Origin of the sequence: Xanthomonas citri pv. citri (genome assembly GCF_000961215.1) — a bacterium.
GTDB classification, from domain to species: domain Bacteria; phylum Pseudomonadota; class Gammaproteobacteria; order Xanthomonadales; family Xanthomonadaceae; genus Xanthomonas; species Xanthomonas cissicola.
Genome location: NZ_CP008998.1, coordinates 2,095,595 through 2,120,049 on the forward strand (window position 1 = coordinate 2,095,595; position 24,455 = coordinate 2,120,049).

At 64.0% G+C, this 24,455-nt stretch carries 20 protein-coding genes and 1 pseudogene; 19 read left to right on the forward strand and 2 right to left on the reverse strand.

Translation table 11 applies throughout. From position 1 onward, the window contains the following. Positions 1 to 89: 89 nt before the first annotated feature. The 7 genes and pseudogenes from AMD14_RS09695 to AMD14_RS09715 all read left to right on the forward strand — a co-directional run bounded on the left by AMD14_RS09695 (position 90) and on the right by AMD14_RS09715 (position 11,342). Positions 90 to 4,382, forward strand: a complete 4,293-nt coding sequence (locus AMD14_RS09695) for a hemagglutinin repeat-containing protein (RefSeq protein WP_045713547.1) — start codon at positions 90 to 92, stop codon at positions 4,380 to 4,382. A 26-nt stretch (positions 4,383 to 4,408) separates the two neighbouring features. Further along, a complete protein-coding gene (locus AMD14_RS24625; protein WP_015472247.1) occupies positions 4,409 to 4,780 on the forward strand; it encodes a hypothetical protein in 372 nt (123 codons plus the stop codon). After that, complete coding sequence (locus AMD14_RS23225; protein WP_011051160.1) at positions 4,781 to 5,692, forward strand: hypothetical protein; 912 nt, start codon at positions 4,781 to 4,783, stop codon at positions 5,690 to 5,692. It begins immediately after the preceding gene. A gap of 248 nt (positions 5,693 to 5,940) precedes the next feature. Further along, positions 5,941 to 6,555, forward strand: a pseudogene (locus AMD14_RS09700) (S-layer family protein); the annotation flags it as partial. Positions 6,556 to 6,734: 179 nt separating this feature from the next. Continuing rightward, complete coding sequence (locus AMD14_RS09705; protein ID WP_011051162.1) at positions 6,735 to 7,235, forward strand: TspO/MBR family protein; 501 nt, start codon at positions 6,735 to 6,737, stop codon at positions 7,233 to 7,235. Between the two features lie 589 nt (positions 7,236 to 7,824). Continuing rightward, on the forward strand, positions 7,825 to 10,332 hold the full coding sequence (gene thrA, locus AMD14_RS09710) for a bifunctional aspartate kinase/homoserine dehydrogenase I (RefSeq protein ID WP_011051163.1): 2,508 nt from the start codon (positions 7,825 to 7,827) through the stop codon (positions 10,330 to 10,332). 41 nt (positions 10,333 to 10,373) lie between these two features. Beyond that, complete coding sequence (locus AMD14_RS09715) at positions 10,374 to 11,342, forward strand: homoserine kinase (protein ID WP_044022119.1); 969 nt, start codon at positions 10,374 to 10,376, stop codon at positions 11,340 to 11,342. Positions 11,343 to 11,416: 74 nt separating this feature from the next. Here AMD14_RS09715 and AMD14_RS09720 read toward each other — a convergent pair whose 3' ends face one another. Next, positions 11,417 to 11,731 carry an EthD family reductase gene (locus AMD14_RS09720; RefSeq protein ID WP_015463099.1) on the reverse strand — a complete coding sequence of 105 codons (315 nt, stop codon included), beginning with the start codon at positions 11,729 to 11,731 and terminating at the stop codon, positions 11,417 to 11,419. A 155-nt stretch (positions 11,732 to 11,886) separates the two neighbouring features. Between AMD14_RS09720 and thrC the strand changes: the two genes are divergently transcribed. Next, positions 11,887 to 13,197, forward strand: a complete 1,311-nt coding sequence (gene thrC, locus AMD14_RS09725; RefSeq protein ID WP_171843836.1) for a threonine synthase — start codon at positions 11,887 to 11,889, stop codon at positions 13,195 to 13,197. A gap of 100 nt (positions 13,198 to 13,297) precedes the next feature. Beyond that, on the forward strand, positions 13,298 to 14,041 hold the full coding sequence (locus AMD14_RS09730; protein ID WP_033480419.1) for a murein L,D-transpeptidase catalytic domain family protein: 744 nt from the start codon (positions 13,298 to 13,300) through the stop codon (positions 14,039 to 14,041). 315 nt (positions 14,042 to 14,356) lie between these two features. Here the strand turns inward: AMD14_RS09730 and AMD14_RS09735 are convergent, their stop codons facing one another. Further along, positions 14,357 to 15,022, reverse strand: a complete 666-nt coding sequence (locus tag AMD14_RS09735) for a Crp/Fnr family transcriptional regulator (protein WP_005932051.1) — start codon at positions 15,020 to 15,022, stop codon at positions 14,357 to 14,359. 203 nt (positions 15,023 to 15,225) lie between these two features. Between AMD14_RS09735 and hisS the strand changes: the two genes are divergently transcribed. The 10 genes from hisS (at position 15,226) to hisIE (ending at position 24,342) form a co-directional block, all read left to right on the forward strand. After that, entirely contained in the window at positions 15,226 to 16,662 is a 1,437-nt protein-coding gene (gene hisS, locus AMD14_RS09740; RefSeq protein WP_011051168.1) for a histidine--tRNA ligase, read from the forward strand. A gap of 215 nt (positions 16,663 to 16,877) precedes the next feature. Next, positions 16,878 to 17,204, forward strand: a complete 327-nt coding sequence (locus AMD14_RS09745) for a YerC/YecD family TrpR-related protein (protein WP_011051169.1) — start codon at positions 16,878 to 16,880, stop codon at positions 17,202 to 17,204. Positions 17,205 to 17,213: 9 nt separating this feature from the next. Beyond that, positions 17,214 to 18,128 carry an ATP phosphoribosyltransferase gene (gene hisG, locus AMD14_RS09750; protein ID WP_005932045.1) on the forward strand — a complete coding sequence of 305 codons (915 nt, stop codon included), beginning with the start codon at positions 17,214 to 17,216 and terminating at the stop codon, positions 18,126 to 18,128. Then, positions 18,125 to 19,420, forward strand: a complete 1,296-nt coding sequence (gene hisD, locus AMD14_RS09755; protein WP_005932042.1) for a histidinol dehydrogenase — start codon at positions 18,125 to 18,127, stop codon at positions 19,418 to 19,420. The genes hisG and hisD overlap by 4 nt, the downstream gene beginning before the upstream one ends. Beyond that, positions 19,417 to 20,508 (forward strand): histidinol-phosphate transaminase, encoded by a 1,092-nt coding sequence (gene hisC, locus AMD14_RS09760; RefSeq protein ID WP_011051170.1) that lies wholly within the window; start codon positions 19,417 to 19,419, stop codon positions 20,506 to 20,508. The genes hisD and hisC overlap by 4 nt, the downstream gene beginning before the upstream one ends. Next, positions 20,505 to 21,632, forward strand: coding sequence for a bifunctional histidinol-phosphatase/imidazoleglycerol-phosphate dehydratase HisB (gene hisB, locus AMD14_RS09765; protein WP_011051171.1), 1,128 nt, complete (start codon positions 20,505 to 20,507; stop codon positions 21,630 to 21,632). Before hisC ends, hisB begins: the two co-directional genes overlap by 4 nt. After that, positions 21,629 to 22,231, forward strand: coding sequence for an imidazole glycerol phosphate synthase subunit HisH (gene hisH, locus AMD14_RS09770; RefSeq protein ID WP_003486219.1), 603 nt, complete (start codon positions 21,629 to 21,631; stop codon positions 22,229 to 22,231). The genes hisB and hisH overlap by 4 nt, the downstream gene beginning before the upstream one ends. Then, a complete protein-coding gene (hisA, locus tag AMD14_RS09775) occupies positions 22,228 to 22,962 on the forward strand; it encodes a 1-(5-phosphoribosyl)-5-[(5-phosphoribosylamino)methylideneamino]imidazole-4-carboxamide isomerase (RefSeq protein WP_011051172.1) in 735 nt (244 codons plus the stop codon). The genes hisH and hisA overlap by 4 nt, the downstream gene beginning before the upstream one ends. Further along, a complete protein-coding gene (gene hisF, locus AMD14_RS09780; protein WP_011051173.1) occupies positions 22,956 to 23,732 on the forward strand; it encodes an imidazole glycerol phosphate synthase subunit HisF in 777 nt (258 codons plus the stop codon). Before hisA ends, hisF begins: the two co-directional genes overlap by 7 nt. Further along, positions 23,722 to 24,342, forward strand: coding sequence for a bifunctional phosphoribosyl-AMP cyclohydrolase/phosphoribosyl-ATP diphosphatase HisIE (hisIE, locus tag AMD14_RS09785; protein WP_003486226.1), 621 nt, complete (start codon positions 23,722 to 23,724; stop codon positions 24,340 to 24,342). Before hisF ends, hisIE begins: the two co-directional genes overlap by 11 nt. Positions 24,343 to 24,455 lie beyond the last annotated feature (113 nt).

Consider the following 24,455-nt stretch of genomic DNA (forward strand, 5'->3'; position numbering starts at 1 on the left):
CCGGCCGTCGCTACCTGATCGAGACCGATCCGCGCTTCGTCAACTACGACAACTTCATCAGCAGCGACTTCCTGCTGGACAAGCTGGGCGTGGACCCGGAGTGGACCCAGACCCGGCTGGGCGATGGCTTCTACGAGCAGCGCCTGGTGCTGGACCAGATCACCGAGCTCACCGGCCGCCGCTACCTGGGCAACTACGCCGATGGCGTGGCGCAGTACCGCGCCTTGCTCGAATCCGGCGTGGCCGCTGCAGGCCAGCTGCAACTGAGCATGGGCGTGGGCTTGACGGCAGCCCAGGCGGCTGCGCTCACGCAGGACATCGTGTGGATGGTGGAGCAGGAGTGCCAGGGCCAGACCGTGCTGGTGCCGGTCGTATATCTGGCCTCCAACTCGCTGCAGCTGCGTGGCAACGGCGCATTGATTGCCGGCGGCGACGTCGAGCTCAATGCCACCAACACCCTGAGCAACCAGGGCGTCATTGCAGGCGCCGACGTCAGCATCACCGCCGGCAACCTGCTCAACCAGGGCCGCATCGGCGGCACGGGCAGCGTGGCATTGGAAGCGCGCAACGACCTGCTCAATCAAGGCCAGATCCAGGGCCGCGATGTCGCGTTGGTAGCCGGCAACAACCTGGTCAGCGAAGCATCCAAGGCCATCAACGGCGTCGGCATCCTGTCCGGCATCAGCGCTAGTAACACGCTGCAATTGATGGCCGGCAACGATATGACCCTGACCGGCACCCGCGTGCAGGCGGGCGGCAGCGCAGCGCTGATCGCCGGCAACAACCTCAGCCTCACGCCCAGCGCCCTGCGCGACGACAACGGCCTGCTGCGTGGCGGCGATGTCGTATCGGTGACCACGGGCAAGGACCTGTTCGTCTCTGCCGGCAACGACCTGCAACTGCATGGCGTGACGATCGCCGCTGGCGGCAGCGCAGCCCTGCAGGCGGGTAACGATCTCTCGCTGACCCCGACCACCGGCCTGGATGGCAAGGTCGCCACCCGTACCAGCATCAACACCGGCGACAGCCTGCAACTCACTGCAGGCAACGACCTGACCATCCGCCAGGCCGAAGTGAAGGCCGGCGGCGACCTGATCGCGGCAGCAGGCAACAACCTCAACGTCGAATCCGTCGTCAACGACAGCCAGAGCAACAGCGACAACTCCCGCAACGGCAAGACCCGCGTCACCACCACCACGACCACGCAGACCATCGACCAGCAGGCGCTGACCGCCGGCGGCAACCTGATCCTCAGCGCCGGCAACGACGTCAATCTGGTCGCCGCAAAACTTGATGCAGGCAAGGGCTTAGGGATCAGCGCCGGCAACGACATCAATGCCAGCACGCTGACCACGGTCGACACCAGCGACACGCTGGAAACGCGCAAGCGCTTCAAGCAAACCACCGCGACCCGCGACGAAACCGTCCACGGCACCGAGTTCAGTGCCGGCGGCAACCTGGCGATGCAGGCCGGTAACGACATCACCCTCACCGCCGCATCGGCCGCAAGCAAGGAAGGCGGCATCACCCTGGCCGCCGGCAACGACGTCAACCTGCTCGCCGCCAGCGAGCAGCACGACGCCGTGCAGGACATGACCAAGAAGAAGAAGGGCACGTTCAGCAGCAAGACCACGACCACGCACGACGAGTGGCATGACAACGTCGCGGTCACCGCCACGCTCAGTGGCGATACGGTGCAGATTGCGGCGGGTAACGATTTGCTGTCGCAGGGCGCGCAGGTCGCCAGCACCGGCGATGTGGTGCTGGCCGCCGGCAACAACCTCACGCTGGACACGGTGCAGAACACGCACAGCGAGGAACACGAAAAGACCGTCAAGAAGTCCGGTCTGTATGGCGGTGGTGGATTTAGCGTCGCCTTGGGCGTGACCAAGAAGACCGACGGATTGGATGTCACCGAGGTCACCAACACCGGCAGCCTGGTCGGCAGCACCGACGGCGCAGTGACGATGACCGCCGGCAACAAGGTGTCCATCACCGGTAGCGATGTACTGAGCGCCACCAGTACCACCATCGTGGGCAAGGAGGTCACGATTGCTGCGGCGGAAAACACTGTGGATACGGTGCAGACGTCCAAGCAGCAGAGTGCGGGCATTACGTTGGGATTGACCGGTGGGGCTGTAGACGCCGCGCAGGCGATCTACGGCGCAGCCAAGCGTGGATCGGAAGTTGAAGACGACCACTTGAAGGCGCTCTACGCCGCGAAGGCGGGCTATGCGGTCAGCGACACGGTGGGGCTGGTCAGCAACGGCCTGAAGGGCTACGACGGTCAGGCCGTTGCCGGAAATACAACCAAGACCGGCGCTGCCGCAGCGGATGGCGCTCAGGGTGCAGCCAATGCGGCGGGCGTGAGCTTGCGCCTTGGCATCGGCGCCAGCAGTTCGTCGAGCAAGACGACCACGCATGAAGAAACCACCGGGGGAAGCCGCATCCTCAGCAATGGCGATATCACCATCGCCGCGACCGGCGGCGATCTCAATATCATCGGCAGCAAGATTGCAGGTGAAAACGTGGCCTTGGCTGCGGCAAACAATCTAAACCTGCTGAGTAACAAAGAAACCAACACCACTAAGTCGGAGAACAAGAACGCAGGCGGTGAAATCGGCATCAGTGTCGGTGCGGTCACGGGCTATTACCTATCGGTGTCTGCAGGCAAGGGCAGCGCCAAGGGCAATAGCGATCTGCGTACCGAAAGCGTGGTCACTGCCAATGACACCTTGACCTTGGTGAGCGGCAACGACACCACCATTCAGGGCGCGCAAGCGATCGGCAACAAGGTCCTGGCCAATGTAGGTGGCGATCTGCTGATCAAGAGCGAGCAGGACACCAACGAGTACAAGAGCAAGCAGCAACAGGCCAGCCTGACCCTTGCCACAGGAACGGGTAGCGGCGGCAGTTACAGCCAGCAGAAGGTCAACAGCAGCTACACCAGCGTGACCGAGCAGAGCGGCATCCAGGCAGGCAATGGCGGCTTCGATATCACGGTGGGCGGCAACACGGCCTTGGTCGGCGGTGCCATTGCGAGTGCAGCCGATGCCAGCCTCAATCGGCTGTCCACCGGCAGCCTGACGGTCGAGGATCTGCAGAACAAGGCCGAGTACAAGACCAGCGGCGTCTCGGTGGCTGGCGGTACGGGCAGCAGCATGGCCAGCATGGCCATCGGTACGGGACTGAGCATGCTGGGCAATTCCAGCGATAGCTCGAGCAGCACGACCAAGAGCGACATCGCCGCCGGCACGATCCAGATCCGCAATGGAGATGAGTCTGCGCTCGCAGGGTTGGATCGCAGTGCAACCGAGTTGCAGCAGTCTGGGCTGAAAGAGATTTTCGATCAGAAGAAGATCGAAGATCAGAAAGAACTGATGGGGCTGGCTGGGGAGATTGGATTCCGGGTAGCGGGTGATGTTGCCTCGGCTATGTATCAGAAAGCCCAGCTTGATTTGGCTAGCGCACCGGATGAAGCGTCGAAAGCTCAGGCACTGGCACGTCTGGACGCATGGAGCGATGGGGGTACGAACAAGATTTTGCTGCATGGCCTGACAGGTGCGGCGATTGCGGCACTCGGCGGCGAAAACGTTCTGCAAACAGCAGCTGGTGCAGCGGGTGCTGAAGCAGCCAAGGTTGCGATGTCGGATTATTTGGTCAAGAACGGCGTTACCGACCCAGCCACTTACAACGCACTTATGGAGCTAGGAAGTGCGGCGCTTGGTGGTATTGCGGGTGGGCAGGTTGGCGCAACAACCGCGCTGGCGGGAGATCAGTTTAATCGGCAGCTCCATCCTGATGAAGTGACATGGATTCGCCAGAACGCTGAAGCTTTCGCATTGCAGGAAGGCATTAGTGTCATTGAAGCGAAGCAGCGTCTGACTGTGGAAGCTGCGGCGCAAGTGGATGCAGTGATCGCAAAGAAGGTCGGTATCGAGAATATCGACACAGAAGCACTAGCGTTTCTGAATTCCAATAAAAATCAATACAAGTGGGGACAGGCCTTCAAGGCAACTGATGACGAGTATGCCAACTTCCACCAATATGGAAATATTCTTGCGAATAATCCTGATCAATTTCGCGAGGTATATAACGCTCTCGGTGCATCTGGAATAGCGAAGGACTCCTTACAGCAGGTGTATCAGAGCGAGCTGTTGGCTTGGTCTACTGCGACGCGTGGGTCGGACGGTGTGGCCATGCTCGAGACGTTTACCGGTGATGTAGGGATGGCGGCAGGCATCATCCGTAATATTGCACAAGGCGACACCCAGGCTGCCGGCACGAGCATCGCTCTTGCGGCGATGCCGACAATTGTAGGCAAACAGTTGGTCCCCTGTTGCGCCCACTGGCGAAGGCGGCTGATGAGACGCTCTGGCTAAATGGTCAAGTAATTAGTAGTACTTGGATGAATGCCAAGAATGAGCTGACTTGGATCAATCCACTAACTGGTGTGAAGGAAGCGGTGCCTGCAACGGCTAAAATTCATGTGGATCACGTCTTGCCACAAAATGCTATTCGGCAAATTGAAGGTTTTGATTCTTTGCCAAAAGGCGTTCAGAATGAGATTATGAAAGACCCTGCGAACCTGCAACCAATGATCAAATCAGCGAACTGTTCAAAGGGGTGTAAGGTAGAGGCCGAGGGTGCGGGGTGGATGACGTGGAATGGAAAGCCGGTTAGTGAAAAGTACAAGATGTACTTGGAAGAGGCGCAGCAAGATTTTCGGACGAAAGTTTCAAAGATTATTGATGATAATAATGCGTTAAAAGGAAAATAAATGAAGAATTTGTCGGGTCGAAGCGATCGGCCATGGGAGTTGATGGGTGTCTTCAAAGATGAGTTTATTTTAGAATTCAATGGGGGTATTTATTCTGATGTGAATGGTATTTGTGATAAATATAATTTTTTGCATGAGCGAGATGGTGCTGGATATAGAAATGTTGGCTATTCTGGATTGCTTTTAAATGGTAAGAGCTGGATTATAGAACCTTTGCGGCTGCTCCAGCCGAACTCCTATCAAGCTTTTCAAGAAGCTGCGGAGCCATTGTTGCTCGGTGTTATGTTAATCGAGGATTTGAGGAACCCAGGAGGTCCTCCGATGGTTCGGCCAATTTTGTTCCTAGAGGTGCATGGTAGGATGGTGGAAGTCTTCGCAACGTTCCCAGGCTCGACTTACGAGGACGGTAACGACTGCTTCGGTTCTTTGCTCAGCTTGCCGGATGGCTTGGCGAAGTCCTGGTTGTGGCGAACCGACGGATGGCGTATTCCAGGAAGTGTAGGTGAAGGTCCTATGACCAATCGTCAGTTGATTGGGCATCCTTCATCAAGGTGGCGGGATGCGGATACTTATTTGGATAGCCTGGGTAAAGGGTGGAAAAAGAAGTATTTACCGAAAATAAAAGAATTATTCCCTGACGCAGTGACGAATATAAATGGCGTAAAAAGAATTAAGTTTAGATGCTTTTTGGATACGAGGCCGGTAGGCGTCGGTGGTCCAGAGGGAGATCAATTCTTCGTTTGCTCGACCCGTCAGGATCAGGTGGTCTACCATGTCCATGAAGGGGATGTTGAAAATTTACGCGTGTTGTGTAATCCGGAGGATGCGATAGATCGTTATTGCGCACATGTATTGCGCCGCAAACCGGGTCAATTTGACTTCAGCGATTGGAGCGAGCCATTTCGCCCTTGATAGTGGGACGGTGGTGGATTCGATATTGGTTAGATATGGCACTCATAGTGCTGGACCCAGCAAGTAAAGTTCCTCCGGAATTTTCTCTTTGAAAATTTAGTAATAGCCAGCTCAAAATTATGCTCGGTGGGTGTGGTTATGATCGGTACGGCTCTAGCCATCAATCTGATCGCTGAGGCCGGAGTCTGTAAATTGCAGCCTCCGTTTGCGGCGCGTGCATTGACCACTTGGCACCGATTTCACCGCAAATGGGCCGCGCGGCAACCAGCCTGGGCGGCATCAACGCCTGGCGCAGCAACGGCCCGGGCCGTCGCTACCTGATCGAGACCGATCCGCGCTTCGTCAATTACGACAACTTCATCAGCAGCGATTTCCTGCTGGACAAGCTGGGTGTGGACCCGGAGTGGACCCAGACCCGCCTGGGCGATGGCTTCTACGAGCAGCGCCTGGTGCTGGACCAGATCACCGAGCTCACCGGCCGCCGCTACCTGGGCAACTACGCCGATGGCGTGGCGCAGTACCGCGCCTTGCTGGAATCGGGCGTGGCCGCTGCAGGCCAGCTGCAATTGAGCATGGGCGTGGGTCTCACCGCCGCGCAGGCCGCTGCACTCACGCAGGACATCGTGTGGATGGTGGAGCAGGAGTACCAGGGCCAGACCGTGCTGGTGCCGGTGGTGTACCTGGCCTCCAACTCGCTGCAGTTGCGTGGCAATGGTGCCTTGATCGCCGGTGGCAACGTCGAGCTCAACGCCACCAATTCCATGAGCAACCAGGGCGTCATCGCAGGCGCCGACGTCAGCATCACCGCCGGCAACCTGCTCAACCAGGGCCAGATCCAGGGCCGCGATGTCGCACTGGTGGCCCGACGTACCCCGATTTTAAGTAGCACCTCAGTTTTGGAGTCCAACTCGCCCGGAGATTTGGACATGACGTTACCAATCCGTACGGCCTTAGTAGAGCTTTGACTTGCTCAGTTGCGTCGTCATGGCTTGCACACATGCTCTGGCAGGCTGGCGAACGTTGACAACTCACCTCGACCGTCATGACGCAACATCGTTTAAACACATCGCAATGGTTCGGTCTTCTCGGCTGGCTGGTGCTGTGCTACGCGGTCGCCGCGCTGGGCGCAATGGCATCAATCCAGGCGGCCAGCTTTTATGCGCAGCTGCAGCGGCCGGCATGGGCGCCGCCGGGGTGGTTGTTCGGGTCGGTGTGGACGGTGCTGTACGGGATGATGGCGGTGTCGGTGTGGTCGGTGTGGCGCCGTGGGGGATGGGCTGGCGCGCGTGTGGCGCTGACTCTTTTCTTGGTGCAGCTGGCGCTCAATGGGCTGTGGAGTTGGTTGTTCTTTGCATGGCATCTGGGGGCGTGGGCGTTTACGGACATCGTGGCGCTGTGGCTGGTGCTGGCGGCGACCATCGGTGTGTTTGCGAAGAGGCAAGCTCTGGCGGCGTGGTTGTTGGTGCCGTATCTGGCATGGGTGAGCTTTGCGGCGGCGCTTAATTTCTCGGTCTGGCAACTCAACCTTCAGATGCTTGGCTGATCTTCGCTGCTGACCTTGGCTCGCACCGATTCGGGTTTCCGATAGCGACGATCTGTTGCTTGATGCGAAGTGGCCTGTTGCTCGAAGCAACCTGATGCCTGCAGCGATGTGATGCCTCGGGCGCAACCGATCCAGCTAGCTATATGGCTTCAGCCAAGCACATGACTCGACCAATGAAGGTCAGAAACCTGCGCAGCACGGCTCTGCAAGGCCGATCCAAAAGTTTCCATAGCAATCAATTGCTTGCGCGCTCAGTGCTTAAATCCCTGAGCGGCAAGGTTTTCTGTTCCATGCGCCGGGCGCGTGCACCTGCCCATTCACGCAACGCTTGACAGGCCTCGTCCCGGTGATGTCTTTTGCATGCATGGGTAACGCCTCCGCCATCGCTTCGCTTCTCTGCCAGCCGCTGCTGCGGGTCGGTGCATGCGTGACTGGCATTACCACCATCATTACTACCGCCACCATTCGCCCGGTGCGGTCCGTCGTCTTCGCGTAACTTCCGAAAACAACGGCCCCGCACCCGGATCAGGATGCGGGGGCTTCCCTCTCTCATCCGATGCGGACGGGGCCTCCCCAACGAGGTCTGTCGATGTCATCGCATGCTGTTTCGTTCGAACCCGCTGCTGTTCTTGCGTCCTCTGCGCGCACTGTCGTGCACAAATTCGGCGGCACCTCGGTGGCAGATGCCGAGCGTTATCGGCATGTGGCGCAGCTGCTGCTTGCACGCGACGAGACGGTGCAGGTCACCGTGGTCTCGGCGATGAAGGGCGTCACCGATGCCTTGATCGAACTGGCCGAACTGGCGGCGAAGAATCGCCCCGAATGGCGCGAGCGGTGGCACGAAACGCGCGCACGCCATCGCGGTGCGGCGGTCGCCTTGCTCGGCGAGCATTCCGGGCCAACGGTGGAGTGGCTGGACGAACGCTTCGCGCATCTGTCGCAGATCCTCGGCGCGCTGGCGGTCATCGGGGAATTGCCGCGCGAAGTGCTCGACCGCGTGCAAGGACTGGGCGAGGTGTATTCGGCGCAGTTGCTGGGCGATCACTTTCGCGCGATCGGCGAAGACTGCGCAGTGCTGGACGCGCGCGATGTGCTGGTGGTCAATCGCGGCGAACTCGGTGTGGATGTGGACTGGGAGGCGAGTGCGCAGCGCCTCGCAACCTGGCGGCAAGCGCATCCGCAGACGCGCGTGGTGGTGACCGGATTCGTGGCGCGCGACCGTGCCGACCGCGTCACCACGCTGGGCCGCAACGGCAGCGATTATTCGGGTGCCATCTTCGCTGCATTGTTCGATGCAGACGAACTGCATATCTGGACCGATGTGGATGGCGTGCTGTCGGCCGACCCGCGCGTGGTGCCCGAAGCGGTGCAACTGGAAACACTGAGCTACGACGAGGCCTGCGAGCTGGCATATTTCGGTGCGAAGGTGGTGCACCCGCAAACGATGTCGCCGGCGATCGAGCGCGGCCTGCCGATCATCATCCGCAACACCTTCCAGCCCGAGCATCCCGGCACGCGCATTACTGCCAGTAGCGCGGTGAGCGGGCCGATCAAGGGTCTGACGTTGAGCCCGGATCTGGCGGTGCTGAATCTGGAAGGCACCGGTCTGATCGGTGTGCCGGGCACGGCCGAGCGCGTGTTCGCCGCGCTGCGCACCGCGCAGGTGTCGGTGGTGATGATCTCGCAGGGTTCGTCGGAACATTCGATCTGCTGCGTGGTCAAGCAGCACGAGTCCGAGCGTGCACGCAACGCATTGTTGCAAGCGTTCGCGCATGAACTCACGGTCGGGCAGGTGCAGCGCGTGCAGCTGACCACCGGCATCAGCGTGCTCGCAGCAGTAGGCGATGGTATGGCCGGTCAGCCGGGTGTGGCGGCGCGCTTGTTCGAATCGTTGGGGCGAGCCCAGGTCAATATCCTGGCAATTGCGCAGGGCTCCTCCGAACGCAATATCTCGGTAGCGATCGATGCGGCGCACGCCACCAAGGCGTTGCGCGCGGCGCATGCCGGTTTCTGGTTGTCGCCGCAGACGTTTTCTGTAGGCGTGATCGGTCCGGGCAATGTGGGCGCGGCATTGCTGGACCAACTGCGCAACGCGCAACCGCAGTTGTTAGGCAAGGCCAATCTTGATCTGCGCCTGCGCGCGGTGGTCTCACGCGGTCGCATGCTGCTGGACGAACGCGGCCTGGTCGGCGACTGGCGCGATGCGTTTGCATCGTCCGCAACGCCCACCGATCTGGAACGCTTCACCACGCATCTGCTGTCTGCGCATCTGCCGCATACGGTGATCATCGATTGCAGCGGCAGCGCCGAAGTCGCAGACCGTTATGCGGGCTGGCTGGCAGCCGGCATCCACGTGGTGACGCCGAACAAGCAGGCGGGGTCCGGCCCGCTGGCGCGCTATGAGGCGATTCGCGCAGCGGCCGACGCCAGTGGTGCGCGCTTCCGTTATGAAGCCACCGTGGGCGCCGGTTTGCCGGTGATCACCACACTGCGCGACCTGGTGGACACCGGCGATGCAGTCACGTCCATCGAAGGCATCTTCTCCGGCACGTTGGCATGGTTGTTCAACAAGTACGAAGGCAGCGTGCCCTTCGCCGAACTGGTGACGCAGGCGCGCGGCATGGGCTATACCGAACCGGATCCGCGCGACGATCTGTCCGGCGTGGACGTGGCGCGCAAGTTGGTGATCCTGGCGCGCGAAGCAGGGCGCTCCATCAGCCTGGAAGATGTGCAGGTTGAAAGCCTGGTGCCTGAAGCGCTGCGCCAGGCCAGCGTGGACGATTTCATGGCGCGCTTACCGGAAGTGGATGCGTCCTTCGCGCAACGTCTGGCCCAAGCGCATGCGCGTGGCAATGTGCTGCGCTATGTCGCGCAGCTGCCGCCGGACCGCGCGCCCAGCGTGGGCCTGGTCGAGCTGCCGGCCGATCACGCGTTCGCCAATCTGCGTCTGACCGATAACGTGGTGCAGTTCACCACGCGGCGCTACTGCGAGAACCCGTTGGTGGTGCAGGGCCCGGGTGCCGGTCCGGAAGTGACCGCGGCAGGCGTGTTCGCCGATCTGCTGCGCGTGGCGGCAGGCGAGGGCGCGCGGCTGTGACGCATGCTGTTGTCAGCCAGGCCGGCGTGAGCCAGGCGGCGGTGGCGCAGGGGCAGGGCAGCGATCACGCTTCCCTGGGCAAGCACGGCTTGCACGAAGCGCGCGCCTTCGCGCCGGCATCGGTTGCGAATGTCGCGGTGGGATTCGATCTGCTCGGCTATCCGATCGATGGAGTCGGCGACACAGTGACCGTGCGCCGTATCGACGCGCCAGTGGTGCGCATCGCTGCGATTCGCGGCACGACGGTGGCGCTGCCACTGGATGCCGAGCGCAACACTGCAGGCGCTGCACTCATTTCGCTGCGTGCCGCCTTGCAACTGCCTTATGGATTCGAAATCGAGATCGACAAAGGCATCGCGTTGAGCTCGGGCATGGGCGGGTCTGCCGCGTCATGCGTCGCGGCGTTGGTGGCGGCAAACGCGCTGCTGGCCTCGCCGTTGGATCACCACCAGCTCTACCAATACGCGCTCGATGGCGAAGCGGTGGCCAGCGGCAGCTGCCACGGCGACAACCTGGGGCCGCTGTTTGTCGGTGGCTTGGTGCTGTGCACGCTGGAGCGCCTGGTACCGATCGCGGTGCCGCCAGCGTGGCATAGCCTGCTGGTGCATCCGGATGCAGTGCTGGAAACGCGGCGCGCGCGCGAAGCCTTGGCAGGAAACTATCAATTGCGCGAATTCGTCGCGCAGAGCACCAATCTGGCGTTGGTGTTGGCCGGTTGCCATGGCGGCGATGCAGACCTGGTACGCGCAGGCTTGCGTGATGTGCTGATCGAACCGCGTCGCGCCCCATTGATCGCCGGCTTCGCCGAAGCCAAACAGGCAGCGCTGGACCACAACGCCTTCGGCGCCAGCATTTCCGGCGCCGGGCCGAGCGTGTTTGCCTGGTTCGAATCGCGCGCCGCGGCCGAAGCTGCGGCACCGGCAGTGCAGGCCGGGTTTGCGGCCGTAGGGTTCGATAGCCAGGCCTGGGTCTCGCCGATCGCAAGTCCTGCGGCGCGGTTGCTCGAATGAATCGGGACGCACGCAATGACAACGCGCCGCAGGCAGCCGGTAGCAGGTCTGGCCTGCAGCTTGCCACACGTCATTTAGTCGACGACGACTTCGCTGATCTGCATGACCGGGGTCAGGTCGGTGTAGTTGGCGATGTCGGCGAGGATTTCCTGTGCATGCGGCCCGAAGCTGGCGTTGAAGGTCTCCACCGACTCGCAAAAGATGTGGCACATGCCGATGAACGCCGGCGGGCTGCCGGCGTCGCCGCCGCTGATGCCTTTGTCCACGGTGTATTTCAAACAGGCCGCGCCCATGCGCGCGCTCACCAGCGGCATGTGCCGGTCGCGGTAGTAGGCGTGATCGAAGCGGGCGCCGTCGCGGTACGGGTACATCACACTGACCTTGATCATCTGCCGACTCCACGGAAGGGTGCGCGCAGCATAGCCCCGCGCCATCGACCGTACGCAACCCTGCGGCCGAACGCCGGCGCAACGCGACGCCCGGCGACGTCACACGCGGCACCGCTTGTCACGGGCACCGCCCAGCCTTCGCTTTATCTGGAGTCATGCTGATGTTTATCTCCACCCGTGGCGGTGCCCCCGCCGCAAGCCTGAGCCAAGCCATTGCCGCCGGGCTGGCGCCCGATGGCGGCCTCTACGTGCCGCAGACCCTGCCACCTGCCCGTACGCTGGTTGCGGGCGCCGGCCTGGCCGACACCGCCACTGCGCTGTTGCAGCCATTTTTCGAGGGCGACGCACTGGCGGCCGAACTGCCTGCCATCTGTGCCGAAGCCTTCGATTTCCCGGCGCCATTGGTGGCGCTGGGTACGCCGGGCGATTACGCGCTGGAGCTGTTTCATGGCCCCACGGCGGCGTTCAAGGATTTCGGTGCGCGCTTCCTGGCTGCCTGCCTGACCCGCTTGCGCCGCGCTGAAGACCGCCCGCTCACCATCCTGGTCGCCACCTCCGGCGACACCGGCGCCGCCGTGGCCGCCGCGTTCCATCGCCAGCCCGGCCTGCGCGTGGTGGTGCTGTATCCGGACGGCCGCGTGTCGCCGCGGCAGGCGCATCAGTTGGGGTGTTTCGGCGACAACATCCAGGCCCTGCGCGTGGCCGGCTCGTTCGACGACTGCCAGGCGATGGTCAAGCAGGCCTTGAACGATGCCGCGTTGCAGACGCAGGTGCCGCTGAGTTCGGCCAACAGCATCAGTCTGGGCCGGCTGCTGCCGCAGATGAGTTACTACGCGCATGCCGCCCTGCAGCATCATGCGGCGTCGGGCAGCGTGCTCAATCTGGTGATACCCACCGGTAACCTGGGCAACGCGCTGGCGGCGATCATCGCGCGCGCGCTCGGGGTGCCGTTGGGCCGCATCGCGCTGGCGTCCAACGCCAATCACGTGTTGCCGGACTATTTCGCGGGCGATGCCTACGCACCGCAGCCCAGCGTGTCCACCCTGGCCAATGCGATGGACGTGGGCGCGCCGAGCAACTTCGAGCGGCTGCGGTGGCTCTACAACGGCGACGATGCCGCCTTGCGTGAGGAATTCCGGGCCTTGTCGGTGGACGATGCGGCGATTCGCAACACCGTGCAGCAGCGCTTCGCGCGCTACGGCGAGGTGCATTGCCCGCATACCGCCACCGCGGTGCATGTGCTCGAACAACTGCGTGCCGAAGGCGCGGAGGGCGGCACTGGCGACTGGGCGGTAGCGGCCACCGCGCATCCGGCAAAGTTCGAGGGCGTGGTGGAGCCGCTGATTGGCCGTTCCGTAGAGGTTCCGCCGGCACTGGCCGCACTGCTGCAGCGCCCAGCGCATGCCGAAGCACTGGCGCCGGACTACGCCGCCCTTCGGCAGCGCTTGCTTGCCGATGCCACCTGACCCAACGCGTTCAGCCACCGGGGTTGGAAAGTGGCCCATATGCGGCTATTTCTAGGGGGTGCGGCCCCGCTGTGGCGCCGCGTCCGCTGTGGGTTGTTGCATGTCTGATCGAATGATCGCCGTTGCCGCCGTCTTGTGCGGGTGGGCAGCGGCCGGTGCGGCCAGTGCGGCCGATGCATTGGCTGGATCGCCGGTCCCGCCACTGGGCGCCCCGCGTGTGGGTCTGGTCGAGGCGCTGGCGCGCCAGGCGCCGTCGCTGGACCGTCAGGTGCTGGCCCTGGCCACAGAGGCGCTGCAATGCGCCCGCCAGCACCAGCAGGTGGGTGCCGAACGGGTGCTCAGCGTCATCGACTACAGCCGGCCCTCGACCGAGCGCCGGCTCTGGGTGTTCGATCTGGACAAGCAACGCCTGTTGTTTCGCGAATGGGTCGCGCACGGGCGCAATACCGGCGAGAACCTGGCGGCGAAGTTCTCCAATAACGACGGCAGCTTCCAGTCCAGCCTGGGCGCATTCACCGCGCAGGAGTCGTACACCGGGCACAACGGTTACTCGTTGCGGCTCAAGGGTCTGGAGCCGGGGTTCAACGACCACGCGCGCGACCGCGCCATCGTGATCCACGGCGCGCCCTATGTCAGCGAAGCCATCATCCGCACGCAGGGCCGGCTCGGCCGCAGCCTGGGCTGCCCGGCGGTGCGGCCAGCGGTGGCCAAGCAGTTGATCGATACATTGCGCGACGGTGCGTTCGTGTTCGCCTACTACCCGGATCGCGCCTGGCTGCGCCAATCGCGGCTGCTGAGCAGTGGCTGTGGCGGTGCGGCAGCGCGTGCAGTGGCCGGGCGCTGAGTGATCGCAGGCGGGTGCCCGACGCCAGTGTGCGCTCGGCGTGAAGCACGGCGCCGCTTTCGAATCGGTCGGTAAGTCGCTGCGCGGCTGTCAGCATGCGGATGGCTTGCATCATTTTGGAGCGGCTGCCTGCAAGCAACTGCGTCGCCTCAGGCGAGCGCTGCCGAGCGGCACCGACGCCGACGAGTGCGCAATCATGCGTGATATTGGCGGGCTGTTCCGGATCGACCGCCTGGACACTGGGCGCCGCCGTGTCAATCGGTCAACCAGTCGCACGGGTAAGCGCACACTGGCGCTCACGCGATCCCAACAGCCTCACACCGTATCGCCGGCGAGACGGCGCAGGGCGGCGTAATCCAGGATCTGCACCACCTGCAGTTGCGGTAGCGCGATCAACTGCTGCTGCCGCAGCTTGGTGAAGGTGCGGCTCACCGTTTCCACGGTCAGCCCCAAGTGGTCGGCGATGTCGCTGCGGCTCATCGGCAGCGCCACGGTATCGCCGCTGGCGCCAGGCTGGGTGGAGCGGGCTGCAAGCCGGAGCAGGAAATGCGCCAGCCGTTCGCTGGGTTGCAGGCGCGCCAGCAGCAGGCCGGTGTCCTGCGCGGCGGCCAGTTCCATGCTGGCGCGTTGCAGCAGCTTGCGTTCCAGCTGCGGGTAGCGCTCGCGCAGCTGGCGCATGTGCGCCATCGGCGTGCGGCACACCCGGCTGTCGACGATGGCTTCGATATCGTGGCGGTGCCGCGCGGTTTCGGTGAGCCCGACGTAGTCGCCGGGCAGCACGAAGCCGGTGATCTGGCGACGTCCGTCGGCCAGCGTGCGCACCATGCGCAACGCGCCGGAGGTCACGGTATAGACGTTGTGCCGGGTCTCGCCCGCACGTACCAGGGTGCTGCCGGGCGCATAGGCCGCTGCATGGGTGACCTGGTCCAGTGCGTCCATTTCCTGCGCCGAGAGCGCCGCACAAATGGCCCGGCCGCGCACGGCGCAAAGGGCGCAATCTGAGGTGGGCGTGCCGCTGGCGGATGCCGCGCTGGGCGCCGGGCAGGTCGCGCTGGGGTCGGAAAGCTGCCGGTACATGGGCCACGCACTGCTGGGACGCATTGAATGATACGCCATGCGGTCAGCGCGGCCGCCCAGCCGTTAGAATTGTGCGTTCGCCACATTGTCCTGCAGGAGTTTCGCTCGTGATCAAGCCCCGTACGCCGCCCGGCATCATGGAATTGCTGCCGCGCGAGCAGATCGCGTTCCAGCGCATGCTGGACGTCATCCGCCGCAACTACGAGCGGTTCGGGTTCCTGCCGGTCGAAACGCCGGTGTTCGAGCTGTCCGATGTACTGCTGACCAAATCCGGCGGCGAAACCGAGCGCCAGGTGTATTTCGTGCAGTCCACCGGCGCGCTGGCCAATGCCGCCGCTGCGGCCGATGAGGGCGCCGAGAACGGCGGCTTGCCGGAGCTTGCGCTGCGCTTCGACCTGACCGTGCCGCTGGCACGCTACGTCGCCGAGCACGAGCATGACTTGAGCTTCCCGTTCCGGCGCTACCAGATGCAGCGCGTGTATCGCGGCGAGCGCGCACAGCGTGGGCGATTCCGCGAGTTCTACCAGTGCGACATCGACGTCATCGGCAAGGATGCGCTGAGCATCCGCTACGACGCCGAAGTGCTGGCGGTGATCCATGCGGTGTTTGCCGAGCTGGGCATCGGCGACTTCAAGGTGCAGTTGAACAATCGCAAGCTGCTGCGCGGCTTCTTCGAAAGCCTGGGCGTGGCCGAAGGCGAGTTGCAGCTGGCGGTGCTGCGCGAGGTCGACAAGATCGACAAGCGTGGCGCCGATTACGTGCGCGACACACTGGTGGGCGAGGGCTTTGGCATTCCTGCCGAGCAGGTCGCCAGGATTCTCGCCTTCGTGGCGGTGCGCTCCAACGGGCATGCCGATGCGCTGGCGCAGTTGCAGGCGCTGGAAGGCTCGGTCGGGGCCAGCGCGACGCTGGGCGAAGGCATCGCCGAGTTGCGCGAAGTGCTGGAGCTGGTCAAGGCGCTGGGCGTGCCGGAGAGCGCGTACTGCCTGAACTTCTCGATCGCGCGCGGGCTGGACTACTACACCGGCACCGTCTACGAAACCACCCTGACCGACCACCCGCAGATCGGCTCGATCTGCTCGGGCGGCCGTTACGACAGCCTGGCCAGCCACTACACCAAGTCCAAATTGCCCGGCGTGGGCATCTCGATCGGCCTGACCCGCCTGTTCTGGCAGCTGCGCGAGGCCGGCCTGATCCAGGGTATCGCCGAAAGCAGCGTGCAGGCGATGGTGGCGCTGATGGACGAGACCCGCCTGGACGACGCGCTGGATATCGCGCGCCGGCTGCGCATCGGCGGCATCAACACCGAAGTGCAGATGGAGCCGAAGAAAATCGGCAAGCAGTTCCAGTATGCGGCTCGTGCCGGCATCCGCTTCGTGGTGCTGGCCGGCGACGACGAACTGGCCCGCGGCGTGGTGGCAGTGAAAGACCTGGTGCGCGAGCAGCAGTTCGATGTGGCCCGCGATGAGCTGGCCAGCACCTTGCAGGTGGAGCTGGAGCAGGCCAGGGCGATGCTGGTGGCTGGCAGCGTCCAGGGCGACTGATCCTGTCAATTTGAAGATTTCACGGGTCTGGTGACCATTTCGCCGGCCAACTACGCGCCGTCGCGCAGAACGCGCCCACTGACATCCGGATGTCAGTGGGCGTTTTCGTAATGGGCAGGTGCGCGAGCAGTTCCTCCATGAACGCTTCGATGCGGTCGACTTGCCCCAAAGTCGGTGTTTGCGTTAATGTACTAACACGCTATTACATTAACGCAATGAAACAACGACCTGCCCCCCGCGAAAATACCGACGTTGCCGCCTCGCTGACGATGCTGGCCGACGCACTGGCATGCCTGCGCGAGCCCGAGGCTGTCGAAGCGTTTCTGCGTGACCTATGCACGCCCGCCGAGCTGGAAGCCATGGCCGACCGCTGGCGGGTGGTGCCGCTGCTGGTCAAGGGCGTGCCGTATCGCGAAATCCACGAGCTGACCCAGGTCAGCGTGACCACCATCGGGCGCGTTGCGCGCACCCTGGACCACGGTGCCGGCGGCTATGCCGCGGCCCTGCGCGAGCAGTCGTCGCGCCCCGACGACTCCCACTGAGAGAACAAGATGAGTGCTTCCACGGCAGCGCCGGCACGTGACCGGTTGCGTATCGCCATCCAGAAGAGCGGCCGCCTGGCCGAGCCGGCGCGCAGCCTGCTGGCCGCCTGCGGGCTGAGCTGGCGGCAGAGCCGCGACAAGCTGTTCTGCTACGGCGAGTCGTTGCCGGTGGACCTGCTGCTGGTGCGCGACGACGATATCCCCGGCCTGATCGCCGATGGCGTCTGCGACTTGGGCATTGTCGGCCAGAACGAGCTGGAAGAGCAGGCCGCCGAGCGCCGCCGTCATGGCTTGCCGGCCGCCTATCACGCGGTACGTGGGGTCGGCTTCGGCCAGTGCCGCCTGATGCTCGCCGTGCCGGAAGAATGGGACTGGCACGGCGTGGCGCAACTGGCGGGCAAGCGTATCGCCACCAGCTACCCGGCGATCCTGGCCGATTGGCTGGAGCGGCAGGGCATCGAAGCGACGGTGGTGGAGTTGTCCGGTTCGGTGGAAATCGCGCCGCGCCTGGGCACTGCCGATCTGATCTGCGATCTGGTCTCCAGCGGCGCCACCCTGGCCGCCAACCAGCTCAAGCCGGTCGAACTGGTGATGGAAAGCGAAGCGGTGCTGGCCGGCGCGGTGCGCGAACCTGCCGATGCGCGTGCCGGCCTGCTGGCAATGCTGTTGCGGCGCATGGACGGCGTGCTCAAGCTGCGCGACAGCAAGCTGCTGATGTTCCGTGCCGAACAGACCAAGGTCGATGCGTTGCGCCGCCTGCTGCCCGATGCTGATCCGCTGGTGCAGTTGCCCGACGATGGCAACGGCGCGCTGCGCTTGCAGACCATGTGCCACGGCGCGGTGACCTGGCAGCGCCTGGAAGAACTCGAACGCGCAGGTGCGCAAGGCTTGATGGTGTTGACGGTGGAGCGCTCGCTGGCATGAAGATTCTCGATTGGTCCCAACTCGACGGTGCCGCACAGACCGACGCATTGACCCGCCCGGTGCAGACCGTGGCCGCACGAACGCGCGATGCGGTCGCCGCGTTGATTGCCGACGTACGCACGCGCGGCGATGCCGCATTGCGCGAGATCACCGCGCATTTCGATGGCGTGTCGCTGGACAGCTTCGCAGTGAGCGAAGCCGAATTCGCCGCCGCCGAAGCGGCCGTCCCACCGGAGCTGCGCCAGGCCATGCAGGATGCGGTTGCACGCATCGACACCTTCCACCGCGCCGGTATGAGCGGGGGCTATGCGGTGGAAACCGCGCCCGGTGTGGTGTGCGAAAAGATCGTGCGTCCGATCGGTCGTGTCGGTTTATACGTGCCGGCCGGCAGCGCGCCGTTGCCGTCGACGGCATTGATGCTCGGCGTGCCTGCGCGTCTGGCCGGATGCCGCGAGGTGGTGTTGTGCACGCCGCCGCGCAAGGACGGCAGCGTGGACCCGGCGGTGCTGGTGGCCGCGCGGCTCACCGGCGTGCGCCGCGTGTTCAAGCTCGGCGGTGCGCAGGCGATCGCGGCGATGGCGTATGGCACCGAATCGCTGCCCAGCTGCGACAAGCTGTTCGGCCCGGGCAACAGCTATGTCACCGAAGCCAAGCAGCAGGTGGCCCAGTCCGGTGCGGCGGCGATCGACATGCCGGCCGGCCCCTCGGAAGTCTTGGTGATCGCCGATGCGGGCGCGCAACCGGCGTTCGTGGCTGCTGACCTATTGTCGCAGGCCGAACACGGGCCCGATTCGCAGGTGCTGTTGCTCTCCGACAGCGACGCGTTGATCGGTGCGGTGCGAGCGCAGCTGGAAGTTCAGCTGGCGCAACTGTCGCGTGCCGACATTGCGCGCCAGGCGCTGGCGCAATCGCGGCTGATCAAGGTGCAGACGCTGGATGAGGCGTTTGCGATCAGTAATCGCTATGCGCCGGAACATCTGATTCTTGCGCTGCGCGAACCGCGCGGATGGTTGGCGCAAGTCGAAGCGGCCGGATCGGTGTTTCTCGGCGATTACACGCCCGAAGCGCTTGGCGACTACTGCAGCGGCACCAATCATGTATTGCCGACCAGCGGTGCGGCGCGCGCCTACAGCGGCGTGAGCGTGGCCAGCTTCCAGAACATGGTCAGCGTGCAGGCAGCCAGCAAGGCCGGCATCGACGGTATCGGCGCATGCGCTTTGGTCCTCGCGCGGGCCGAGGGGCTGGATGCGCATGCCAACGCGGTGGCGCTACGCATGGGAGTGGCGGCATGAGCGCGTCGTCGATTCTGGATCTGGTACGCGAAGACCTGCGTGCATTCGCGGGCTATTCGTCGGCGCGCACCAGCGCGTTGCAGGGCGATGTGTGGCTCAACGCCAACGAGTCTGCCTGGGCCAATCCCGCCGATCCCGACGCCAGCACACGGCGCTATCCCGACCCGCAACCCAAGGGCCTGCGCAGCGCGCTTGCGGCGCTGTACGGTTGCGCACCGGAGCAGCTGTTGATCGGCCGCGGCAGCGACGAGGCGATCGATCTGCTGGTACGTGGCCTGTGCGTGCCAGAGCGCGATGCGGTGCTGGTCACGCCGCCGGTGTTCGGCATGTACGCCGTGTGCGCACGGCTGCAGAACGCGCCGCTGGTGGACGTGCCGCTGGTCGACGGGCCCGACGGTTTCCATGCGGATATCCCGGCGATCGTGGCAATGGCATTGTCTTCGAACGCGAAGTTGGTGTTCCTGTGTTCGCCGTCCAATCCTGCTGGTTCGGCCATCGCGCTGGACCAGATCGAACAAGCGCTGCAGGCCTTGCAAGGCAAGGCGCTGGTGGTGGTGGACGAGGCCTACGGCGAATTTTCCGATGTGCCTTCGGCGGTCGGCCTGCTCGGGCGTTACGACAATCTCGCCGTGTTGCGCACGCTTTCCAAAGCGCATGCATTGGCGGCGGCACGTATCGGCACGCTGATCGCCAATGCCGAGTTGATCGCCTTGCTGCGCCGCTGCCAGGCGCCGTACCCGGTGCCCACACCATGTGCAGCCATGGCCGAGCAGGCTTTGTCTGCGCCAGCGCTGGAGGTTACCCGCCGCCGCATCGCCGAGGTGCGTAGCGAACGCGAACGTATGCACAAGGCGTTGGTGCAGCTGCCTGGCGTACGTCAGGTCTATCCCTCGCAAGGCAACTTCCTGCTGGTGCGTTTCGACGATGCCGAAGGCGCATTCCAGGCGCTCCTGGAGGCCGGGGTGGTGGTGCGCGATCAACGCGCAGTGCCGCGCCTGGCCGACGCGTTGCGGATCACGCTGGGCACGAACGAACAGAACCAGCGCGTGCTGAGCGCGCTGCAACGCACGCAGGAGGCCGCCGCATGACCCCGATTCTTTTTGTCGACCGCGACGGCACGCTGATCGTCGAGCCGGCCGATTACCAGATCGACGCCTACGAAAAATTGCGCTTGGTCGATCACGTGATTCCGGCGATGCTCAAGCTGCGCGATGCCGGCTATCAGTTCGTCATCGTCAGCAACCAGGATGGGTTGGGCAGCGAGAGCTACCCACGCGCGTCCTTCGACGGCCCGAACAATCTGATGCTGCAGATCTTCGCCAGCCAGGGCATCGAATTTCGCGAAGTGCTGATCGATTGCAGCTGGCCTGCCGACAATGCGCCCACGCGCAAGCCCGGTATCGGCCTGATGGTGCCGTATCTGCAGGACCGCACCATCGACTGGGCACGCTCGGCGATGGTGGGCGACCGCATCACCGACATCCAGTTCGCGCAGAATCTGAATATCCGCGGGTTTCAGCTGCGCACCGATGAGTTCGGCGGCGAGTGGGACTGGTCCGGCATCGCCCACGAGCTGGCCGATGCGCCACGCCGTGCGCTGGTCCAGCGCAATACCAAGGAAACCAGGATCCGCGTCGAACTGGATCTGGATCGTGTCGCCGAGCCGAAGACTGCCACCGGTCTGCCGTTCTTCGACCACATGCTGGAACAGATCGGCAAGCATGGCGGTTTTGCGCTGGAGATCCGTGCCGAAGGCGATCTGCATATCGATGAGCACCACACCATCGAAGACACCGGCCTTGCGCTGGGCCAAGCGCTGCGTGAAGCGCTGGGCGATAAACGCGGCATCGGCCGTTACGGCTTCGATCCGGAAAGCAGCCCCTGGCGTGTCGCTGGCGACACGCCGCAGCACGGCTTCACGTTGCCGATGGACGAAACCATCGCAAGTGCGGCGCTGGATTTCAGTGGCCGCCCGTATTTCGTCTTCGAGGGCGAATTCAAGCGCGAGCGCGTCGGCGACATGCCCACCGAACTGGTGCCGCATTTCTTCCGTTCGATCTGCGATGCGTCCGGCTTGAATCTGCATCTGACCGTGCGTGGCGAGAACGATCACCACAAGGTGGAAGCCTGCTTCAAGGCCTTGGCGCGGGCATTGCGTCAGGCGATTCGCCGTGAGGGCACCGCGTTGCCGACCACCAAGGGCACGCTATGACCGACGTTGCGCTGATCGATGCCGGTGGCGCCAACCTGGGCTCGGTGCGCTATGCATTGGAGCGCTTGGGCGTCGACGCACGCTTGGTGCGCGATGCGGCTGGCCTGCAGGGCGCGCAGCGGGTGATCCTGCCCGGCGTCGGGGCGGCGCCAGAGGCGATGTCGCGTCTGCGCGCGCAGGGCTTGGTCGAGCCGTTGCGGGAACTGCAGGTGCCGTTGATCGGCATCTGTCTGGGCATGCAGTTGCTGTTCGAACATTCCGAAGAAGGCGATGTCGAGTGCCTGGGTCTGCTGCCGGGCATCGTGCGGCACATGACGCCTGCGCTTGGCATTCGCATTCCGCACATGGGCTGGAACCAGCTGGTGCCGATGCGCGACTCCGCGTTGCTGGCCGGTCTGCCCGAGCGCGCCAGTGCGTATTTCGTACATGGTTACGCGGCGCCGGTGACGGCCGACACCGTGGCCGCCTGCGATCACGGCGGGTTGTTCACCGCCGTGGTGCAGAACGGGCTGCGCTGCGGCGCGCAATTCCACCCTGAGCGTTCGGCCGAGACCGGTGCACGCATCCTGCGCAATTTTCTTGAGATGAGCTTCCCATGAGTTTCACCGTTTACCCGGCGCTGGATATCCGCAACGCTCGCGTGGTGCGCCTGCTGCAAGGCGATTACGCGCGCGAAACGCAGTACGGCGACGACGTGCTGCCGCGTGCGCAGGCATTCGCCGATGCCGGTGCGCAGTGGATGCATCTGGTCGATCTGGATGCGGCCAAGGCGGGCGGCTACACCCTGGCCGGCACACTCGGCGAGATTGCGCGAGCCACCGGCTTGCGCGTGCAGACCGGCGGCGGTGTGCGCTCGCGCGAGGATGTGGCGCGCATCCTCGACGCAGGCGCCGCACGCGTGGTGATCGGCTCATTGGCAGTGCGCAATAGCGAGATGGTGGTTGGCTGGCTGCAGGAATTCGGCGCCGATCGCCTGACGATTGCGCTGGACACGCGCCAGGACGCCGATGGCATCTGGCAGTTGCCGGTGCACGGCTGGACCGAAGCTGCAGACGCCACGCTGGATCAATTGGCCGTGCGCTACGCGCGAGCCGGGCTGCAGCATTTGCTGTGTACCGACATTGCCCGCGACGGCATGCTGTCCGGCCCCAACATGGCGCTGTACGGGCATTTGCGCGCGCTGACGCCGCAGTTGCAGGTGCAGGTCTCCGGGGGCGCGCGCAATCTGGCCGATGTCGCAGCTGCCAAGGCCGCGGGCTGCGCCGGCATCGTGCTGGGCAAGGCCTTGCTCGAAGGGCATCTGAATCTCGACGAGGCACTGGCATGCTGAGCCGTCGCATCATTCCGTGCCTGGACGTGCGCGATGGGCGCGTGGTCAAGGGCGTCAAGTTCCGCGATCACATCGACATGGGCGACATCGTCGAACTGGCATTGCGCTACCGCGCGCAGGGCGCCGACGAGCTGGTGTTCTACGACATCGGTGCCAGCCCGGAAGGACGCTCGGTCGACTACACCTGGGTCGAGCGGGTGGCGCGGCTGATCGATATTCCGTTCTGCGTGGCCGGCGGTATTGGCGATGTGGAAACAGCGCGCGCGGTGCTGCACGCCGGTGCCGACAAGATATCGATCAACTCGCCCGCGCTTGGCCGCCCGCAATTGATTTCCGAGCTGGCCGATGCCTTTGGCGTGCAATGTGTCGTGGTCGGCATCGACTCGATTCGTGAGGAAGATGGTCAGTGGCGCGTGCGCCGCTACACCGGCGATCCGAGCAAGACCCAGGCGTTGCCGATGCGCACGCTGGATTGGGTGGCCGAAGCGCAGCGGCTGGGCGCAGGGGAAATGGTGCTCAATTGCATGGACAACGACGGCGTGCGTCGCGGCTACGACATCGCCCAGTTGCGGCAGGTGCGCGCGTTATGCCGCGTGCCGCTGATCGCCTCCGGCGGTGCAGGCGACATGCAGCACTTCGCCGATGTGTTCGACCAGGCCGATGTGGATGGCGCACTGGCGGCCAGCGTATTTCACAGTGGTGCGATTCCGATTCCGGAACTCAAGCAATTCTTGCGCGCGCAACAGATCGAGGTACGCGATGGGCAGTAACGAAGTGGCGACGGGCGACCCGCTCGCAACGCTGGATTGGAACAAGGGCGAGGGCCTGTTGCCGGTGATCGTGCAGGACGCCGACAACCTGCGCGTGCTGATGCTGGGCTACATGAATGCCCAAGCGTTGGCCGTGACCCAGCAGCGTGGTGAAGTCACCTTCTTCAGCCGCAGCAAGCAGCGCTTGTGGACCAAGGGCGAGAGCTCGGGGAACGTGTTGCGCGTGGTGTCGATCCAGACCGACTGCGATGCCGACACATTGCTGGTGCAGGCGCGCCCGCATGGCCCGACCTGTCACCTGGGCCGCACCAGTTGCTTCCCGTCTGCGCCCGGGCAGTTTCTGGGCAGCCTGGATGCGCTGGTGGCCGAGCGCGAGCGCGAACGCCCGCACGGTAGCTACACCACCAAGCTGTTCGAGCAAGGCATCCGTCGCATCGCGCAGAAGGTAGGCGAGGAGGGCGTTGAAACCGCGCTGGCCGGTGTGGTGCAGGACGATGACGCGTTGCTCGGCGAATCGGCCGATCTGCTGTATCACCTGATCGTGCTGCTGCGCGCACGTGGGCTGGGGCTTGGCGATGCGGCGGCGTTGCTGGAGTCGCGGCATCAATAACGCGGTCGCGTAGGAGCGCACCCGGGCGCGGCGCGTTATCGGTAACGCCCATCGCGCCCGGGTGCGCTCCTACAGGGTAGGTGTCGGCGTGTCCTTCGCGCTGTGCGCCTGGC

What these genes read in the sequence shown, in the direction of transcription:
- AMD14_RS24625 (WP_015472247.1), top strand. Translation starts at nt 4,409, where the DNA reads ATGAATGCCAAGAATGAGCTGACTTGGATCAATCCACTAACTGGTGTG.
- AMD14_RS23225 (WP_011051160.1), top strand. Translation starts at nt 4,781, where the DNA reads ATGAAGAATTTGTCGGGTCGAAGCGATCGGCCATGGGAGTTGATGGGT.
- AMD14_RS09705 (WP_011051162.1), top strand. Translation starts at nt 6,735, where the DNA reads ATGACGCAACATCGTTTAAACACATCGCAATGGTTCGGTCTTCTCGGC.
- thrA (WP_011051163.1), top strand. Translation starts at nt 7,825, where the DNA reads ATGTCATCGCATGCTGTTTCGTTCGAACCCGCTGCTGTTCTTGCGTCC.
- AMD14_RS09720 (WP_015463099.1), bottom strand. Translation starts at nt 11,731, where the DNA reads ATGATCAAGGTCAGTGTGATGTACCCGTACCGCGACGGCGCCCGCTTC.
- thrC (WP_171843836.1), top strand. Translation starts at nt 11,887, where the DNA reads ATGCTGATGTTTATCTCCACCCGTGGCGGTGCCCCCGCCGCAAGCCTG.
- AMD14_RS09730 (WP_033480419.1), top strand. Translation starts at nt 13,298, where the DNA reads ATGTCTGATCGAATGATCGCCGTTGCCGCCGTCTTGTGCGGGTGGGCA.
- AMD14_RS09745 (WP_011051169.1), top strand. Translation starts at nt 16,878, where the DNA reads ATGAAACAACGACCTGCCCCCCGCGAAAATACCGACGTTGCCGCCTCG.
- hisG (WP_005932045.1), top strand. Translation starts at nt 17,214, where the DNA reads ATGAGTGCTTCCACGGCAGCGCCGGCACGTGACCGGTTGCGTATCGCC.
- hisD (WP_005932042.1), top strand. Translation starts at nt 18,125, where the DNA reads ATGAAGATTCTCGATTGGTCCCAACTCGACGGTGCCGCACAGACCGAC.
- hisC (WP_011051170.1), top strand. Translation starts at nt 19,417, where the DNA reads ATGAGCGCGTCGTCGATTCTGGATCTGGTACGCGAAGACCTGCGTGCA.
- hisB (WP_011051171.1), top strand. Translation starts at nt 20,505, where the DNA reads ATGACCCCGATTCTTTTTGTCGACCGCGACGGCACGCTGATCGTCGAG.
- hisH (WP_003486219.1), top strand. Translation starts at nt 21,629, where the DNA reads ATGACCGACGTTGCGCTGATCGATGCCGGTGGCGCCAACCTGGGCTCG.
- hisA (WP_011051172.1), top strand. Translation starts at nt 22,228, where the DNA reads ATGAGTTTCACCGTTTACCCGGCGCTGGATATCCGCAACGCTCGCGTG.
- hisF (WP_011051173.1), top strand. Translation starts at nt 22,956, where the DNA reads ATGCTGAGCCGTCGCATCATTCCGTGCCTGGACGTGCGCGATGGGCGC.
- hisIE (WP_003486226.1), top strand. Translation starts at nt 23,722, where the DNA reads ATGGGCAGTAACGAAGTGGCGACGGGCGACCCGCTCGCAACGCTGGAT.